General features: G+C 28.5%; 20 protein-coding genes and 2 pseudogenes. 10 read left to right on the top strand and 12 right to left on the bottom strand.

Annotated elements, in window-relative coordinates; genetic code table 11:
- Positions 1-345: 345 nt before the first annotated feature.
- Both CQA76_RS07630 and CQA76_RS07625 read left to right on the top strand, forming a co-directional pair.
- The gene (locus CQA76_RS07630; protein WP_137622810.1) at positions 346-1,056 is read left to right on the top strand and encodes a class I SAM-dependent methyltransferase; all 711 of its coding nucleotides are present in this window, start codon (positions 346-348) and stop codon (positions 1,054-1,056) included.
- 92 nt (positions 1,057-1,148) lie between these two features.
- Positions 1,149-1,526: a TM2 domain-containing protein gene (locus tag CQA76_RS07625; RefSeq protein ID WP_137622809.1), complete on the top strand. Its 378-nt coding sequence runs from the start codon at positions 1,149-1,151 to the stop codon at positions 1,524-1,526.
- A 20-nt stretch (positions 1,527-1,546) separates the two neighbouring features.
- Here the strand turns inward: CQA76_RS07625 and pyrC are convergent, their stop codons facing one another.
- From pyrC to CQA76_RS07610, 3 genes are all read right to left on the bottom strand, one after another.
- Entirely contained in the window at positions 1,547-2,545 is a 999-nt protein-coding gene (pyrC, locus tag CQA76_RS07620) for a dihydroorotase (protein ID WP_137622808.1), read from the bottom strand.
- A gap of 67 nt (positions 2,546-2,612) precedes the next feature.
- Positions 2,613-2,852, bottom strand: coding sequence for a replication/maintenance protein RepL (locus CQA76_RS07615; protein WP_137622807.1), 240 nt, complete (start codon positions 2,850-2,852; stop codon positions 2,613-2,615).
- Entirely contained in the window at positions 2,849-3,202 is a 354-nt protein-coding gene (locus CQA76_RS07610; RefSeq protein ID WP_137622806.1) for a diacylglycerol kinase, read from the bottom strand. The genes CQA76_RS07615 and CQA76_RS07610 overlap by 4 nt, the downstream gene beginning before the upstream one ends.
- Positions 3,203-3,462: 260 nt before the next feature.
- Between CQA76_RS07610 and CQA76_RS07605 the strand changes: the two genes are divergently transcribed.
- Positions 3,463-4,221, top strand: a complete 759-nt coding sequence (locus CQA76_RS07605; protein WP_137622805.1) for an exodeoxyribonuclease III — start codon at positions 3,463-3,465, stop codon at positions 4,219-4,221.
- A gap of 19 nt (positions 4,222-4,240) precedes the next feature.
- On the opposite strand, the gene CQA76_RS07600 is transcribed toward CQA76_RS07605, so the two are convergent.
- From CQA76_RS07600 to moaC, 3 genes are read right to left on the bottom strand one after another with little or no spacing between them, the layout of a single operon-like run.
- A complete protein-coding gene (locus CQA76_RS07600; protein WP_137622804.1) occupies positions 4,241-5,374 on the bottom strand; it encodes a hypothetical protein in 1,134 nt (377 codons plus the stop codon).
- Between the two features lie 9 nt (positions 5,375-5,383).
- Positions 5,384-5,647, bottom strand: a complete 264-nt coding sequence (locus CQA76_RS07595) for an HP0495 family protein (RefSeq protein ID WP_137622803.1) — start codon at positions 5,645-5,647, stop codon at positions 5,384-5,386.
- A complete protein-coding gene (gene moaC / locus CQA76_RS07590; RefSeq protein WP_137622802.1) occupies positions 5,625-6,098 on the bottom strand; it encodes a cyclic pyranopterin monophosphate synthase MoaC in 474 nt (157 codons plus the stop codon). Before moaC ends, CQA76_RS07595 begins: the two co-directional genes overlap by 23 nt.
- Before the next feature lie 92 nt (positions 6,099-6,190).
- Between moaC and CQA76_RS07585 the strand changes: the two genes are divergently transcribed.
- Complete coding sequence (locus CQA76_RS07585; protein WP_137622801.1) at positions 6,191-6,343, top strand: highly acidic protein; 153 nt, start codon at positions 6,191-6,193, stop codon at positions 6,341-6,343.
- An 11-nt stretch (positions 6,344-6,354) separates the two neighbouring features.
- Here the strand turns inward: CQA76_RS07585 and cheQ are convergent, their stop codons facing one another.
- Both cheQ and CQA76_RS07575 read right to left on the bottom strand, forming a co-directional pair.
- Complete coding sequence (cheQ, locus tag CQA76_RS07580; RefSeq protein WP_137622800.1) at positions 6,355-6,831, bottom strand: cheVAW transcriptional regulator CheQ; 477 nt, start codon at positions 6,829-6,831, stop codon at positions 6,355-6,357.
- Between the two features lie 40 nt (positions 6,832-6,871).
- Positions 6,872-7,735, bottom strand: coding sequence for an HDOD domain-containing protein (locus CQA76_RS07575; RefSeq protein ID WP_137622799.1), 864 nt, complete (start codon positions 7,733-7,735; stop codon positions 6,872-6,874).
- A gap of 179 nt (positions 7,736-7,914) precedes the next feature.
- On the opposite strand from CQA76_RS07575, the pseudogene CQA76_RS09465 reads away from it, so the two are divergent.
- Positions 7,915-9,036, top strand: a pseudogene (locus CQA76_RS09465) (FIST N-terminal domain-containing protein); the annotation flags it as partial.
- Positions 9,037-9,510: 474 nt separating this feature from the next.
- Positions 9,511-9,969 (top strand): annotated as a pseudogene (locus CQA76_RS09460) (methyl-accepting chemotaxis protein); the annotation flags it as partial.
- 3 nt (positions 9,970-9,972) lie between these two features.
- Here CQA76_RS09460 and rplT read toward each other — a convergent pair.
- On the bottom strand, positions 9,973-10,326 hold the full coding sequence (rplT, locus tag CQA76_RS07565; protein ID WP_137622797.1) for a 50S ribosomal protein L20: 354 nt from the start codon (positions 10,324-10,326) through the stop codon (positions 9,973-9,975).
- A 91-nt stretch (positions 10,327-10,417) separates the two neighbouring features.
- Complete coding sequence (gene rpmI, locus CQA76_RS07560; RefSeq protein WP_002777995.1) at positions 10,418-10,609, bottom strand: 50S ribosomal protein L35; 192 nt, start codon at positions 10,607-10,609, stop codon at positions 10,418-10,420.
- Between the two features lie 155 nt (positions 10,610-10,764).
- Here rpmI and CQA76_RS07555 point away from each other — a divergent pair, with 155 nt between their 5' ends.
- From CQA76_RS07555 to CQA76_RS07540, 4 genes are all read left to right on the top strand, one after another.
- On the top strand, positions 10,765-11,928 hold the full coding sequence (locus CQA76_RS07555; RefSeq protein ID WP_137622796.1) for a hypothetical protein: 1,164 nt from the start codon (positions 10,765-10,767) through the stop codon (positions 11,926-11,928).
- Positions 11,929-12,042: 114 nt separating this feature from the next.
- On the top strand, positions 12,043-12,453 hold the full coding sequence (locus CQA76_RS07550) for a hemerythrin domain-containing protein (RefSeq protein WP_137622795.1): 411 nt from the start codon (positions 12,043-12,045) through the stop codon (positions 12,451-12,453).
- Positions 12,454-12,558: 105 nt separating this feature from the next.
- Positions 12,559-13,740: a NifS family cysteine desulfurase gene (locus CQA76_RS07545; RefSeq protein ID WP_137622794.1), complete on the top strand. Its 1,182-nt coding sequence runs from the start codon at positions 12,559-12,561 to the stop codon at positions 13,738-13,740.
- A gap of 11 nt (positions 13,741-13,751) precedes the next feature.
- Positions 13,752-14,723, top strand: coding sequence for an iron-sulfur cluster assembly scaffold protein (locus tag CQA76_RS07540; RefSeq protein ID WP_137622793.1), 972 nt, complete (start codon positions 13,752-13,754; stop codon positions 14,721-14,723).
- Between the two features lie 12 nt (positions 14,724-14,735).
- Here the strand turns inward: CQA76_RS07540 and CQA76_RS07535 are convergent, their stop codons facing one another.
- Both CQA76_RS07535 and CQA76_RS07530 read right to left on the bottom strand, forming a co-directional pair.
- Positions 14,736-16,607: a mechanosensitive ion channel family protein gene (locus CQA76_RS07535; RefSeq protein ID WP_137622792.1), complete on the bottom strand. Its 1,872-nt coding sequence runs from the start codon at positions 16,605-16,607 to the stop codon at positions 14,736-14,738.
- Positions 16,607-17,239 carry a carbonic anhydrase gene (locus tag CQA76_RS07530; RefSeq protein ID WP_137622791.1) on the bottom strand — a complete coding sequence of 211 codons (633 nt, stop codon included), beginning with the start codon at positions 17,237-17,239 and terminating at the stop codon, positions 16,607-16,609. The genes CQA76_RS07535 and CQA76_RS07530 overlap by 1 nt, the downstream gene beginning before the upstream one ends.
- Positions 17,240-17,412: the final 173 nt, after the last annotated feature.

The raw sequence follows: 17,412 nt of genomic DNA, 5'->3' as shown, positions 1-17,412 counted from the left end.
ATCTTTACTTTTTTATATTATTACTTGATTATTATCTTTACTTGTATGATTAGATTGTTTTTATTTATGATTGTTTTTTGTTATAGATTATTTATTTATGTGATTATCTTTTTAATACAATTTATCTTTCTTAATAAGATTATCTTTTTATATAATTATCCTAGTAATTAAATAATAATTTCTTCCTAAAATATAAAATCTTTATTAAAAAATTTTTTGCTTTATTTATCATCCTAATGCTGCTTTAAATTTAATCAGTGATTTTAATTGATATTTTTTTATTTCTTTGCATGATTAAAAGAAACATCTTACAATTATATTTTAATTATTTTTGTAGGAATGAGTATGAATTTGTGGGATAAGAAGGCTAAAAATTATGCAAGATATGGAAAATTAAACGATATCCAAAAGCAAACTTTTGAAAAACTAAACGAATTAAATATTGATTTTACAAATAAAAATATCGTTGATATAGGTTGTGGCACAGGTGTTTGGACTTTACATTTAGCACAAAAAGTAAAAAGCGTTTTAGGTGTGGATAACTCTAAGGCTATGCTTGAAATTTTACAAGAAGATGCCCTAAAAAATAATATTAACAACGTTAAAACACTCCATTTAGATTTTGAAAGCTTTTATCAAGAAAATCAAGAAAAATTTGATATAGCGTTTTTGAGTATGTCTCCGGCTTTGCAAAATGAAAATGACTTTGAAGCTTTTTTAAATTTGGCCTCGCAAAGGATATATCTTGGCTGGGCTGATTATAGAAAAAGTGATTTTTTAGATCCTATATTTAAACATTTCAATACCGAATTTAAAGGTTTTTATAAAAAAGATTTAGAAAGTTTTTTGCTAGAAAAAAATATAAATTTTTATAAATTTGTTTTTGATGAAACACGCATAGTGGAAAGAAAAAGAGAAGAAGCTATAGAAAATGCTTTGTGGCATTTAAGTATGAATAATATTGAGACAAATAGAGAAGAAATAACAAAATTTATCAAATCAGATATTAAGGAAACAATAGTTTCTAAAATTAAACTTTTAGTTTTACAATCATAAAAATCATTTATAAATTTAATTTTAAATAATATTGAAAATCTTAAATATTTCGTTATAATTTCACTTTTTATAATTATTATTTAGGAGAATACATGGAATCTAATTCTATTTTAATGGCAATTTCAGATAAAATTCCATCTGAAGGCTTGCCACTTTTGCAAGATAAGCTTAAAAATGCTTCTGAAGAGAAAATCAATTCTCTCGCTACCTTACCTTTAAAAAATCATATTTTAGGTTTAGTTTTGGGACTATTTTTTGGTTACTTTGGTGTAGATCGTTTTTATAAAGGTGATAAAAATTTGGGTATTGCTAAACTTGCTGTTTTTATTTTAGGTGTTATAGGAAGTTTTTTTGTTATAGGCAGCCTTTTTCTAATTGTGCTATGGGTATGGTGTATAGCAGATTACTTTTTAGTATGGAAAGGAATCAAAAAAGATAATTTTGATAAAATTTTAAAAACATTGGATTAATGTTATTAACAAAACTAATTCTAAATTAGTTTTGTTTTAAATTTTAAGCTTTTTTCTGCCATAAAAGGCACTATATCGCCGTATTTTTGTGGTACTTGCCATTCTTGCTTTTCTAAATTTATAATCTTTTCTTTTTCAAATTTAAAATCATAAATTTCGCAAGCATTATCTGAAATAAATTTTTGTAAATTTTTTTCATTGGAATTTTTTTCAAAAAGTTCAGCTAAAACAGGTAAAATAACAGGTGCGCTAAAAACTCCAGCCGCACAACCGCAACATTCTTTAGTATGCAATGGGTGTGGCGCACTATCACTTCCAAACATAGCTTTTTCATATCCACTAAAAGCAAGTTCACAAAGTGCGTCTTTGTCTTCATAACGCTTAGCAATTGGTTTGCAAAATAAATGTGGATCCATTTTTCCGCCTATAACATCATCTAAAGTGATCATTAAATGATGTAAAGTTATAGTGGCGTATAAATTTTCATAATCTTTGAGTAAATCGCATAAAACTTTTGTGGTAATGTGCTCCATAACTATTTTTAAATTTGGAAAATTTTGGGCTAATTTTTCATAAATTTTTGCAAAATTTGCCTCTCTGTCCATTACAAAATCATTGGTTTCGCCGTGGATCAGCAAAGGTATATTTAACTCACTCATCGCATTTAACGTAGGTTTTAAATTTTGTATATCAAAGCTTGAAATTCCATTGTCTGAATTTGTTGTTATGCCTGCTGGATAAAGCTTGATAGCAAAAATTTCATCTTTTGCATTTTCTAAAAATTTTTCATCATATTTTTTAAAAAATAAAGTCATCAAAGGGGTAAAATCTTCATTTTCACAAGCTTTTATAATCCTTTGTTTATAGGCTTTTAAAGAATTTATATCTGTGATTGGAGTGATTAAATTTGGCATGATAACACCGGCTTTAAAATCTTTTGCACTAAATGGTGCCACTAAATCGAGCATTTTTTCATCACGTAAATGCAAATGCATATCTAAAGGATTTTTTAGCGTCATTGTCCCTCCCTTTTAGAAAAAAATAATTGTTTAAATTTATCAAAATATGTAAAAAAGATAAATTAAATTATATATCTTCTTTAATATAAATTTGGTATAAACCATTTTTAAGACGCCTAAAAAGCTTTTTTTCTTCTAAAAATTTAAAAGTAGCAATGATGGTAGGTTTGCTAAGATCGAGTGCGCTTTGAATTTCACTAATTTTGATCATAATAAAGCCATTTTCATCGGCATTTTCACATAAAAATTTTAAAAGTTCATAGCGTTTTTTTCCAAAAATGCCACACATTAATTTTTCAAAATTCATATCAAACCCACTAGGATAAAAATCCAAGCAAAAAGTGCCAAAATCACACTAAAAAAAACTCCAGCACTCGCACAATCTTTAGCAATTTTTGCTTTTTGATGCCATTTGTCAGTTATAAGATCAACACAAGCTTCGATGGCTGAGTTAAAAGATTCTGCGATTAAGATTAAAATTAAAACCGCTATTAAAATAAAATGTTCTATTAAACTCACCTTTAAAAAAATGCTGATTAAAATAGCAGGGATAATGATGCAAATTTCAATGCGAAAAGCCATCTCATTTTTAAATAAAACCATGATCCCTTCTAAGGCGTATTTAGCATTATTGAAAATGTGGTATTTTGGTTTCATAAGTTTGCCTTGGACTTTAGATTAATAAATCATATTTAGTATATATTTTATATCAAAATAACCTAAAATAGTGCTGAAAAAGATTATTCCGAGAAATTTGACTTTAATTTTGATTAAAAATATAGAACTATAAAATTATATGTTGAATTTCTTTTATACCATAAGGGTTAAAATTTCTGTAAATAATAGACTTAATCACCATAAAAATTAAATTTTTTTGTGCTATGATTTTGAAATTATTACTTTATTTAAGGAAGAAAATGAAACTATTATCGTGGAATGTCAATGGCTTAAGAGCAATTTGCGATAAAAATGCACTTGATTGGATAGAAAAAGAAAATATTGATTTTATAGGTTTTCAAGAGATTAAAGCCCATGAAGATAAATTTCCTAAAAGAATTTATGAATTTCCTTTTAAACATATGTATTCTAATTCTGCTAAAAGAGCGGGATATTCTGGTGTTATGAGTCTTTGCAATTTTGATTGTGAAGTAAAAAAATGTGAATTTTTTGATGATGATGAAGGTAGAGTTTTAGAGCATAGGTTTAAAAATGTAGTGCTTTTTAATATTTATTTTCCAAATGGACAAAAAGATGAAGAGCGTTTGAATTTTAAAATGAAATTTTATGCGGATTTTTTAGTCTATCTTAAAAAACTTTTGGACGAAGGTAAAGAAGTTATCATTTGTGGCGATGTCAATACAGCTCACCGCGAGATTGATTTAACACATCCTAAGGCAAACGCAAATACTTCAGGTTTTTTGCCTATAGAAAGAGCTTGGATTGATGATTTATTAAAGCTTGGCTTTTTGGATACTTTTAGAGAAATCAATGGAGATATTAAAGAAAAGTATTCGTGGTGGAGTTATAGAATGAAAGCAAGGGAAAGAAATGTTGGCTGGAGGATTGATTATTTCTTTATTTCAAATAATTTAAAAAGTAAATTGAAAAATGCTTTTATAAGGGATGATATTTTCGGATCAGATCATGCTCCAGTTGGCATAGAAATAGATATTTAATATCCTAAAAATTAGGATATTATTTTTTAATTAAATTTTTAGCTTTTTCCCAAAGTCTTATGCCTAGTTTTTTCGCTTTTTTAGAATTTATGTCTTTGTATTTTTCATTGGCTATATTTTCAAGTTCGTAAAGTTCTTGCCTGAAGCGATAAAGTTTGCTTTGGGTTAGTCTATTAAAATCATTGATTTTGGGATTTTTCTTGATATCGTTTAAAACTAAAATAAGCTGCTCTCTACTTTCAATTGCAAGGCGTTTAAATTTAGCAAAAAGATTGTCAAGTTCATATTCAAGTAAATTTTCAACTATTTCCTTAACAGGATTATTTTGTTTTTTAATTTCTTCTTTTAGGAGTGCTATAAAATCATCTTCTATACCGATAAGTTCTTTGCTTTTTAGGTTGATATCTTCTTCAAAGGTTGCATAACTTAGCGAAGATTTAAATTTTTCTATAGCCAAAGCGATACCATCTCTTGTGCCTTTAATCGCACCTAAGCAAAGATCTTTTGCATAAGCCATAGATTCATTTGCTATTTCAAAAGCCGTATTTAAAATAATGCTTGAAATTTTCAAAATGCGCTCTTTTTCAAAATGCGCTTCACAAATAGCATTATAAACAAGATTTTTAGCAATTTCACTACTTGTAAGCTCTATATCTTCAGCTTTTTCTAAAGTGGTTAAAAAAGCACTTTCTGCTGTTTCTTTTAAAATTCCAAGCATTTCTATATCAAATAAAATCGCGTCATTTAAACTGCTACAAATTTCGTTATTAAGATGTTCTTGTAAAATATTTTCAAATTCAAAAAAATGATTGCTGATTTGATTTTTTATTGAATTTTTTTGATTTTCAATTTGCTTGTTTAAAATTTCAACCTCATTCATATAGTTATAAAGAGTATTTTGAGCATCTTGAATACTGGCTTTTACCAAAGCTTTAATGATTTTCGTAACATTCTCATTGTCAAATAAATCAAGTTTTTTTAAAATGCTTAGAAATTCTATTAAAAGAGAGTTAAGAATTTTTTGTGCGTGATGTGGATTTTGCGTAATTTGTTTATAAGCAAGATTAAAGCTCAAGTCTTCTAATAACTCCTTAGCTTCTTTATTATTAAGACTTGATAAAGAATTTTCAAAAATAATTAAAGTGTTTTTCATAATTTTTCCTTAAATGACGAATTTTGCTTTAGATTTGAGTTTTTCAAAAATATCAAGGCGATCTTGCTTACTATCAACATAAACGCTTAATAAAAAGCTTTGATACTTTCCACTAGAACTTGCATTGGAATGCTTGTATTTAAATTCTCTTTGACCTAGCAATTTTTCAAAAACTTCACCTGCATTAGTATGAGCATCAAAAATAACTTTATAATCCCAAAATGTTGGATAATTGATAACAGGTTCTTTGTTAAGATCGCACAAATTGACCACTTTTGCCCCCTTCTTTGCTCTCAAGAACAATTTCGCCTATTTTCATAGTTTTATCAATAGACTTAACCATATCATAAATAGTTAAAAGCCCTATGCTTACTGCGGTTAAAGCTTCCATCTCAACTCCAGTTTTACCCTCACATTTAACCGTAACTATAAGTTTAAAGGCAAATTCTTTTTCAAATTCAATCACATCGGTTTCAATTTTAGAAAGCATTAAAGGGTGGCACATAGGGATTAATTCGCTTGTTTTTTTCGCCCCCATAATAGCTGCGATGATCGCGGTTTGTAAAACAGGTCCTTTTTTGGCTGTATTATTTTTAATGCTTTCAAAGGCTTCTTGGGACATATTTATCATTCCACTTGCTCTAGCAAGTCTTTGAGTGATATTTTTTGAGCTTACATCTACCATTTTTGGATGATTGTTATCATCTAAATGAGTTAAATTCATAAATAAACCTTTTAAAAAATTCAAAAAATTATATCAAAAGCAAACAAATTTAAGCTAAAATAATTCTATAATTTTAGTTTTAGGAGAAAACAATGGCTTATGAAGAAGATAATGAAGATATAGATTATGATATTTATGACGATGAAGATTATGTGCAAAATAATCATAAATCTTATAATTACGATGATGATGATTATGATTATGACGATGATTCAAGTGATGATGATTTTTATGAAATGGATTAAAATTCTCCATTTCAATAGTATCCAACACACATGCTTTCGGTAATTTTTATACGTTTTTCAAATGGAGTTGGACTAAAGAAATGGCATTTTTCTATATAGATGTGCTGATGATAATCTAATCCTAAAAAATCATAGAATTTCTTTAAATTGACAAATTTAATTCCTTGCACTTCTTTGAGTTCTAAAAGTTTATAAATAGAAGAATTGTTATTTTTTACCAAATGCGAAGGCGCTAAAGTGGTAAAGGAGCAAAAAGCACTTGCTAATACAAAGCCATTTAAATTTGTGCATTGCATTGTAATTCCATCATATTTTTTTAAAATAGAATTTTTATGCAGAAAAACAACGCGTGTGCCTTGATATCTACCTATTTCTACATTTTTCCAAAATTTATAAGCATTTTTTGAAATTCTTGCTAGACGGTGAAACTCTGTATTTAAAACATAATGATCTAAAAATTCATTAGGGGGCAAAATAATACTTTTCATTGTATCGGAAAATTAATTTTAGAGTTAAAATAACTCTAATTCATTCTTCTTTATCTAAATTGTCTCTGATTTCTTTTGGAAGTTTTGAGATAAAATTGTCAAGATTGAAATTAATTCCTTGAGTTTTAGCTTCTTCGATTAAGGCAATTGAAGCTTTAACATTAAAAATAGAAAATGTTCTATGAGGCATAAAAAGATGATCAAGAATTGCAAGTGCATAGGCTGATTTTTTAACCTGATCACGGGCTGCATGAGGAGTCCTTATAAAACATATAGTTTCGGTTAAAATTTCATCAAAATTCCAACGATAAAGCAAAAAGCCTAAAAATGAAATATGATCAACACCTAAAAATTCATTTTCAGCTAAAGAAAGATCTCTAAAATCTATTTTTTTCAAATACTCTAAAAATTCAGTATCTTTTTTATTTTGAATTAAAAAATTTGAAAAAATTACAATGCCAAGTCTTAATATTAAAGCACAAGGAACTAAAAAATGAGATAATTTTTTATCTTCATCATTGAGCCAATCAGTGATAAAAGCTGTTTCTTCGCTACATTTATTCATAAATTCTGTTGTGCTTAGTCCATATGGAGATACATCTACTTTGAAAGTATCTCTTACAGAATCCGCCATAATGGTATTGATAATATTTCCTATTCCAAGCAAAGATACAACTTGATTTAAGGAAGTAATTTCTCTTGAAAAACCATAAAAAGGAGAATTAGCTAAGCGCAAGAGTTTGGCAGTCATCAAGGGATCGCTTGAAATAATATCCGCAACTTTACTGATTTCTAGATTCGATCTAGATTCTTCAATATATTTTCTTAATTTGCTGATAGTATCAGGCAAAGAAGGTAAAACCTCAACACTTTGTAATAAAATTTCATTCATATCTGTTGCCATAGATTTTCCTTAAGACTTGAAATTTTTATAATTACTATTATAGCTAAAATTTATTTATGATTTTTAAAATTTTTATGCTACAATGAAATTTTTAAAACTAAAAATTATTTTGTTTTACAAAATAATAACTCAGCAAAAACAAAAAATTTCTTATATGCAATAAAATTTTTGAGGTTGGTATGTTTAACAAATTTTTTAAAAAAAATACACAAAGTCAAACCAAGGTAAAACCTTTAGAGACTTTTTATTTTTTAGAAAATGAAATAGAAGATAAATTGAGTTGTTTGGAATTTAAACCTAGATTAGCTATAGGTTTTGCTTCATACAAACTTGATTTTAAAGATATAGGAATGAGAATTAAGAATACTCTTTCCCAAGATTGTGATTTGGTTTTAATTTCAGCCTCTGATTTATTGTGTAATATCTCTCAAGATAATCAAATCATGGATAATCCTTATTTGCATAATGTTCAAGGTATTACTCTTATGATTTTTAGCGATGGAATGATAGAAAATTTTTATGCCCATAAAATTAAATTATTTGCAGAGATTAAAGATCGTCAAGAAAGAAAAAATTTAATAGAAAATGAAGTTGCATCTTTAGATGTACCTTTTTATGCAAATGCCTCGGATACTTTACATTACTTAATTCATAATGGAGTAAGTGGAAGTGAAAGTATGGTGATTGAGATGCTTTATAAATTTGCTAAATATCCTTTGCCTCTCTTAGGAGCTGGTGCAAGTGGCAATTTGGATAAGCTTAATGAAACTTGTATTTTTTATAATGATGAAGTGCTTGAAAATTATGCTATCAGTATGCATATTCAGTTTAAGCCAAAATATCGTTTTGATTTTATGAAATCTCAAAATTTTTCAGAAATGCATGATAAGAATAAGATTTTTACAATCTTAGATGCTGAACAGCAAAATAGATTTACATTGATCCGAGAATTTTTAGACTTAGATAATTTTCAGGCTGTAAATGTAATTGAAGCTTTATGTAAGCATTTTTCTTGTAGTTTTGAAGAATTGGAGGCTAAAACCCAAGATTATACTCTTGGCATTAAGATAAGTAATGACTTGTTTCTTTCTCCGATGAAAATTTTTTCAGATAAAGCTTTGCTAGGATTTGGAGAGTTATCAAGCGGTCAAGAAATTACTTTGCTTAAAAAAACGGATTTTATTAAATCTATAGAAAAAGATTATGAAAAATTTATATCGGACAATAAATCCAATATAAAACCAATAGGAGCTATTTTTAATGATTGTATTTTAAGAAGATTTCAAAATAGCGAACATATTAAAAATTTAAAATTAAACCAATATCCTATAGTAGGATTTTCTTGTTTTGGTGAAGTTTATGGAGTAGAAATTTTTAAAAGTTTGGTGGCTATATTTTTCTACGAAATTGATGAAAATGCTCATTTTAATTCAAGATACTTAAAAACATTTACTAATAAATACGCGGATTTTAAATATTATTATCTTAATATTAGAGCAAGAAAACTTGAAATCATTAATAAAATCAATCAAATGATTTTAGACCAGCTTAAAAATACCACCCTAAACTTAGATAATAACTCCAATACTTTTAAAGAAACTTTTCAAGAATTCCAGCATATCAAAGAAAGTCTTTTAACCATAAATGAAAATTTTTCGAATTTTATTGATTATTTGGAATATAACTTATATCAAAGTGAAGAAAAAATGAATTTAGAAAAAGAGGTTCAATCTTCTTTAAAAAACATTGATCAGCTTAATAAAATGCTTAATCTTATATCAGGAATTGTTGAACAAACAAGTCTTTTATCTTTAAATGCAGGTATTGAAGCCGCAAGAGCTGGAAAATTAGGTCGCGGATTTGCAGTTGTTGCGGATGAAGTTAGAAAACTTTCAGACAATACCCAAACGAGCCTAATGGAGATGGAAGCAGCTATCAAACTTGTTATTCAAACAATCCAATCTATAGCTAAGAGTTCAAATTCAAGTGCTAAGCAAATGAATTTTATAAGAGACAAATCAGATGAATTTTCAAAAACCATCTCAGAACTTATTAATTCAGGTAAAGAAATTTCAGATAAGTTGGAACAAAAAAGTGAAACAGGAAAATATTTAGAAAAAGGTTTAGATGAATTAAAATCTTATGAAAATATTTTAGTCAAGTTAAGTTACGGGGGGGGGGGGGATTTAAATAAAGAATCTCAAAATTGCCTTACCCCCCCCCCATGGAAGTAAATTTTAAAGAGCTTTTTTTACAGCATCTACAATTTTTGAGAATGCAGCAGCATCATTCATAGCTAAGTCTGCTAAAATTTTTCTATCAAGCTCGATACCTGCTTTCTTAAGTCCATTGATAAACCTTGAGTAGCTTAAATCATTTAACCTACAAGCAGCGTTGATACGCACAATCCAAAGACGACGAAAGTCTCTTTTTTTGCGACGTCTATCACGATAAGCATAAACAAGACTTCTTTCTAATTGTTCTTTTGCTTTTCTAAAATGTTTGCGACGTCCGCTATAAAAACCTCGTGCTAATTTTAAAACTTTTTTATGTCTGCGGCGTCTTACAACACCTGTTTTTACTCTTGCCATTTTTATTTCCTTTCATAAAGTGGCGTCCAAAATTTGGAGCTTGCCCTTAATTTATTTTTTAAGGGGAGTTTGAATGACTTTAGTCAAAAACTTAAATTCCTAACATTTTTTCCACAGCTTTTACGTTTGTACTATGCACGTATTTAGCTGTTCTAAGATCACGCATTCTTTTAGCAGGTTTTTTAGTCAAAATATGGCTTCTAAATGCTGAGCCTCTTTTGATTTTGTTTTTACCTACTTTAAAGCGTTTAACAGCGCTTTTAACGCTTTTCATCTTTGGCATACGCTTTCCTTTCGGATAAAATTTATTTTCCAAAAATTTAGAAAAGGCTAATCATAGCGAATTTTTGCTAATTTTTGACTGAATTTTATATTTTTTAAAACTTGGCACACCTTTTGCTTGTAAAAAATTAGCAATATTTTTGGAAAGATGTAACAATGATAATAAATTCGGCAAATCCTTATCAAAATTTGGCTTTGTCTAATCCTTTAAGCAATAGTTCTGCTTTGAATTTGATAAAGGATAAAGAAAATTCAAATTTTGAAGAGAATAATCGTTTAGAACAATTAAATCATATCTTTAATAATACTTCCTATGCAAGCGAATTTGGTTTTAGAACCAATGAAGAGGGTTTTTTTGATAAAGATTTAAACAAAATAGCCAATATTCCAGAATCTTATGATATTCATATTAAGAGTGTTAGAAGTATCGCTAAAGAATTGACAAGGCAGGATGAAAGTTTCAATTACAATAAAATAGACTTGCCTTATCTTTTAAATAGCTATTACAATTCTTTAAAAGTAATTAATAATGAATTTATGGAGAATGATAATGCAAATTTAAGTCGCAGTAGTATTTCAAAACTTTCAGCAGGTTTTTCGACAGAAAGTGGAGAATTCTTAGGAAAAATTGCAAGAATTTACAATAATCAAGAAGAATTAAATTTCGCATTAAATAAAAATACTGATTTAAACACTTTAATGTTGGATAATAAAATCGTTAATTTTCACTTTGATAAAGCTTTAAACGATACCTCATCTAATGAAATTTTAAAGCCTTATTTGACAAAAAATGCAGAAGTTTCTAAATCAGGTCTTTTGATGAATTTTATATATCATGATATCAAAACACAAAACGACAATGAGTTAAACTTTTTTATGAAACCAGAAACCTTAGATCTTAGTTCGCATCAGAATTTACAAAAAATTTTAAAAGGTGAAATAGATGCAGAAGATTTCATCAAACAAAATAACAAAGAAAAAATGAGTTTTGATCTTTATCTTTATGTCAATGGTGTTGATAAAAAAACAACCTCCAAAGAAAAACTTTCGGTTTTTTATCAACAATATATCAATTATCAAAAAGATATGGATTTGAGAGAATTTGCAAATTCAAGCTCGATTTTTCAAATTTATATGGATCAAGTTAAAAGCGATTTTAATGATTTAAAAGAAGAATATAAAAATCAAAGTCAAGATGTTTCTAGATTGGATGAAGCCAGTACAATGCGTTCTAATTCCATAGAACATTTTTTAGATCGTCGCCAAAAACAGGCAAATTTAAATAAAATATTAAATTCTTATATGTCAGTAATGGTTTAATATTTGTATTTTTAAGATTATCGATTTTAAACTAATCTAAATTTAAGTTTTAAAATTTATAATCGGATTTTTTGTTTAATTAACATTAATTTACGCAACAATGAGAGTTTTAGTATGATTTCTAACCAAAAAATTATTTCTATGCATAATGAACTTTTAGATTCTCAACATGAAGAGCTTTTTGAAATCTCAATCAAGCTTTCTTTGATGAATTATCGCCATATTAATCCAAAAGAACTCAAAAATGTTTTAAAAGAACTACTTATTATGCTTAATAGGCATTTTTCAGACGAAGAAGATTTTATGAGAGAAATTCACTACCCTTATATCCGTGAACATACAAAAATTCATCGTAGTATTGTTTTAGAGATTGAAGAAATTATAATCAGTGAAGCTAAATCGATTCATATTTTAGCTGAAAAATTAGATCAAGTAGTTAGAGATTTTATTGTAAATCACACTTCAAAAGAAGATTCTAAAATAGCTAAATACTATGAACAACAAATAAAATCTAAACTCATATAAAAATTTTATTTTGCATTTAAACTAAAATTAATAAATTTCTGTTATTATCCATTTTAATTAAAGGATAAAAAATATCCTAATTATAAACTTATTAAGGATATTAAGATGAAAGTATATTTAGATAATAATGCAACAACAATGATCGATCCAAATGCCTACGAACTTATGTTGCCATTTTTTAAAGAAATGTATGGCAATCCAAATAGTCTTCATCAGTGGGGAAGCACAACCCATCCGGCTTTAAGAGAAGCTCTAGATAAGCTTTATGTAGGACTTGGAGCAAATGATTTAGATGATATAGTGATCACATCCTGTGCAACTGAAAGTATCAATTGGGTTTTAAAAGGTGTGTATTTTGATCATATTTTAAATAAAGAACGCAATGAAGTGATTATTTCTAGCGTAGAACACCCTGCAGTAACTGCTGCAGCATATTTTTTAAAAAGTCTTGGTGTGAAAGTGATAGAACTTCCTGTTAATGAAGAAGGTGTCTCAACCGTGGAAGATTTACGTAAAGTTATTAGTGATAAAACCGCCCTTGTAAGCGTAATGTGGGCCAATAATGAAACAGGTATGATTTTTGATATCAAAGCTATGGCGGAACTTGCACACGAATTTGGAGCGCTTTTTCATACGGATGCAACCCAGGCGGTGGGCAAAATCAAAGTTAATTTAAGTGATGTGGGTGTTGATTTTGCATCTTTTTCAGCTCATAAATTCCATGGACCAAAAGGCATTGGCGGACTTTTTATTAAAAAAGGGCTTAAACTCACCCCATTATTACATGGTGGAGAGCATATGGGTGGTAGAAGAAGTGGGACTTTAAATGTACCTTACATAGTGGCTATGGGAGAGGCTTTGCGTATAGCTAATACTATGCTTGATTTTGAAGATTCTCATATACGCCGTTTAAGAGATAAATTAGAAGATAAAATTTTAGCTTTGCCTGATACAACGGTGGTTGGCAAAAGAGAACATAGGGTGCCAAATACTATTTTAGCAAGTATCAAAGGCGTTGAAGGTGAAGCTATGCTTTGGGATTTAAATAAAAATGGTATAGCGGCAAGTACAGGATCAGCCTGTGCTAGTGAAGCACTTGAGAGTAATCCTATTATGGAGGCAATCGGTGCAGAGCATGATTTAGCACATACGGCTTTAAGACTTTCTTTATCGAGATTTAACACAGAAGAAGAAATTGATTATGCTGCAGAACAAATAAAAAATGCAACGCAAAGATTAAGAAAAATTTCTTGCACTTACGCTTATAATCCAAATAATTATAAATAAAAGGATAAAAAATGGGAAAAAATAGTTTAATTGGAGGATCAATTTGGGATGAGTATTCCCAAAAAGTTCAAGATAGAATGAATAACCCTCAACATATGGGGGAATTTAGCGAAGAAGATGCTAAAAATCGCAATGCAAAGCTTATTGTGGCTGATTTTGGAGCAGAAAGTTGCGGGGATGCGGTAAGGCTTTTTTGGTTGGTTGATGAAAAAACAGATAAAATTATTGATGCCAAATTTAAAAGTTTTGGCTGTGGCACTGCTATAGCAAGCAGTGATACTATGGTGGATCTTTGCATAGGAAAAACTGTAGATGAAGCAGTAAAAATTACAAATTTGGATGTAGAATTTGCTATGCGTGACAATCCAGAAACTCCAGCAGTTCCACCTCAAAAAATGCATTGTTCGGTTATGGCTTATGATGTTATTAAACAAGCCGCGGCTCATTATAAAGGAATTAACCCTGAGGATTTTGAAGATCAAATTATAGTGTGTGAATGTGCTAGGGTAAGCCTTGGAACCATTAAGGATGTTATTAGACTTAATGATTTGCATACAGTTGAAGAAATCACTCAATACACTAAAGCGGGTGCCTTTTGCAAATCTTGTGTTAAACCAGGTGGGCATGAAAAAAGGGATCATTATCTTGTAGATATTTTAGCCGAAACAAGAGCTGAAATGGATAGAGAAAAGTTAAAAAATGCTACAAAAAATGACGTTGCTTTTGATGAAATGACTTTAGTAGGTCAGCTAAAAGCGGTAGAAAGCGTTTTAGATACTGAAATTCGCCCTATGCTTCATAATGATGGAGGCGATTTAGAGGTGATTGATATACAAAAGGCTGAAGGTGGTGCTATCGATGTTTATATTCGCTATTTAGGTGCCTGTAGTGGTTGTTCTAGCGGAAGTGGTGCTACTTTATACGCTATTGAAAATATTTTACAAGAAGAATTAAGCCCAAATATTCGCGTTATGCCAGTATAAGAATAGCAAAAGCTATTCTTTTGGCTGTAAATCAAGCGGAGGTAAATTTTCTATATAAATACTGCGACTTGGGAAAGCAAAAGTCAAACCATTTTTTTCAATGATACGCATAAACTCAAGCATCAATTCTTGTCTAGCTTCTCTAAATTCTTTTGAATGAATTGATTTGGTATAAAAGTATAATTCTATATTGATGCTACTATCTGCAAATTCACTCAAAGCCACATAACAAGCATTTTTATAACCTTCAAGATCATTAATCGATACTAAATTTTGGCGATATTTAGTTGTGTGATCTCCGTATTTTAAAGCACTATCATCTTCATGTGCTACCAATGGACTTGTATATAAAAGTTCTTTCAAATCTTTAATACAGCTATCCAATTTTTCTGGAGTAGCATCGTATCCTACACCAAGATACATTTTTACATGACGTCCCATACGACGCTTACTCCAATTTTTAATATTAGCACTCATAATAGTTGAATTAGGTAAAAAAACCAAACAATTATCAAAAGTCCTTATGGTTGTCTTTCTAAGCCCTATTTCAACAACGGTTCCTTCTATGCCTGAAACCTCAACCCAGTCTCCTTGATTAAAACTATTATCAAATAATAATAAAATCGATGCAAAGAAATTAGCAATGATATCTTTAGCTGCTAAAGCAACCGCTAAACCACCAATTCCTAAAGAGGCAATGATAGCTGAAATATTAAAACCGAGTCGTGCTAAAACATAAAGAAGTGCAATAATAATGATCACGAAATATAAAATTTTGATTACCAAATTAACCACTTCTTTTTTTTCACTTTTTTGTGCAAGCTTAGACACTAAAACCACACCATAGCCATCAAGAATTTTTAATACAAGCCAAGCAATTAAAACAGCATAAATGATATTAAAAAGATTGCTAAGTTTTACACTTAAAGGTGCAGGATAAAATGCTATAGTAAGACAAAGTGAGAGAGCGTAGCAAATAAGTAAAATACCTACAGGTTTTTTAATATTTTCAATAAAAATAACCTTAATATCGTCAGCTTCTTTTTTATTGCGATAAATTAAACGCACAAGAAAAAAATAAACTATGTTGGAAAAAAAGCGTCTTAAAGAAATAAAGAAAACTAAAACTAAAGCAGAAATAGTTATTTTTCCCACATTTAAGAAATCAATATTTATAAAAGTATTGATTTTATCAATCCAAATTTGAAGACCTAAAAGAGAAAAAAGATAATTGCTTTCTAATAAATTGGCATTAGAACGTAAATATTTTAAGATTTCTATATAAGCATTAAAGGCATTTGTAATTGTTTCTTCTTTAGATGTGATTTTTTCAAGCTCTTTTGGATCTGTAATCTTGCTTTTATAGGTATCTAAATCGATATCGGTTAAATTTTGTAAATTCTCCATGGCTTTATCAACCGTAGAAATTATACTTTCACTACTTTCTGCGTTTTTAAAAAGTTTTTCAAGTTCAAATAAAGACGAGAAAAAACTTTCTACCATATTGAAATAAACAAGATTTAGGCTTGTATCAGTATAAATAAAAGGTTTATTGAAACTCTTTTGTTGTAATTTTAATAATTCTTGTTTAGCTTTTAAAAAATTTTCAACAGCTTTTTCATCAATTTTTTGTTCCACAATCATATCAGGTATTTGAGATAATATTGATTTTTTATCTCTTTCAAATTCTTTTAAAATACCATTATACGTGCTTGAATTTTCATCGTTATTTTTCTTAAATTCTTTAATTTGACGATTTAACTCAATGTATTTTTGAACTAAACCATAAACACCATAATCTTTACTCGCATTAGCATCTATAAGTTGAATTTCATTCGCGTTAAGATATAAAAAACTTAAAAAAATCAAAATTATTTTTTTCATTATGCTTTCCTATTTTGAATTAAAGTAAAGGTTTTTTCTTTGAAATTATATTCATAAATTTCCCCTGTTTCAATAATATAATACCAAGCATGAACTTCTATTCTTCCTTTGTTTAAAGCCTCTTCGACGCCAGGGTAAGTAAGAATATTTTGCAAAGAATTAACTAAATTTAATTTTTCTGTAAGCCAAGATCTCATAGCTATATTACTTTTTGAGAATACTTTAACATCCTGTTTGATAGGTTCAAGCAAAGTGAGCCATTTTTTTACATTTGGAATTTTATTTAATTCCTCATCAGAATAATAAAGTGCATTACACCCACCACAATTACTATGCCCACATACAATAATATTTTTAATATGTAAAGAATTTAAAGCATATTCTATCGCTGAAGTGGTGGCCAAAAAATCTTCTCCTATGCGATAGGGCGGAACTATATTTGCAATATTGCGGATTACAAAAAGCTCTCCTGGGCCGGTATTGGTTATTAGATTTGGAATCACTCTAGAATCAGAGCAGCCTATAAAAAGAGTATGAGGGTTTTGTTTATTTTTAAGACTTTCAAAGAGTTCTTTGTGTTCTTTGAAATCCTGTTCCATAAATTTAATTGCACCACTAATAAGATTTTCCATTATAAATACAACCTACAAAAAATAATTTAAAGTAAAAAATCGTTCGAGATTATAACAAAAAATCCATATACTAAAAATTATAAATATTAAATCTTTAAAAATTAAAATAACTTTACATTAATCTTATTATGTTAAATTTCGAATTCTATTAAATTTAGAAATAATTATTTTTA

The organism is Campylobacter aviculae (assembly GCF_005406215.1).
Lineage (GTDB): Bacteria > Campylobacterota > Campylobacteria > Campylobacterales > Campylobacteraceae > Campylobacter_D > Campylobacter_D aviculae.
This window is presented reverse-complemented; position numbering and strand designations above follow the sequence as displayed.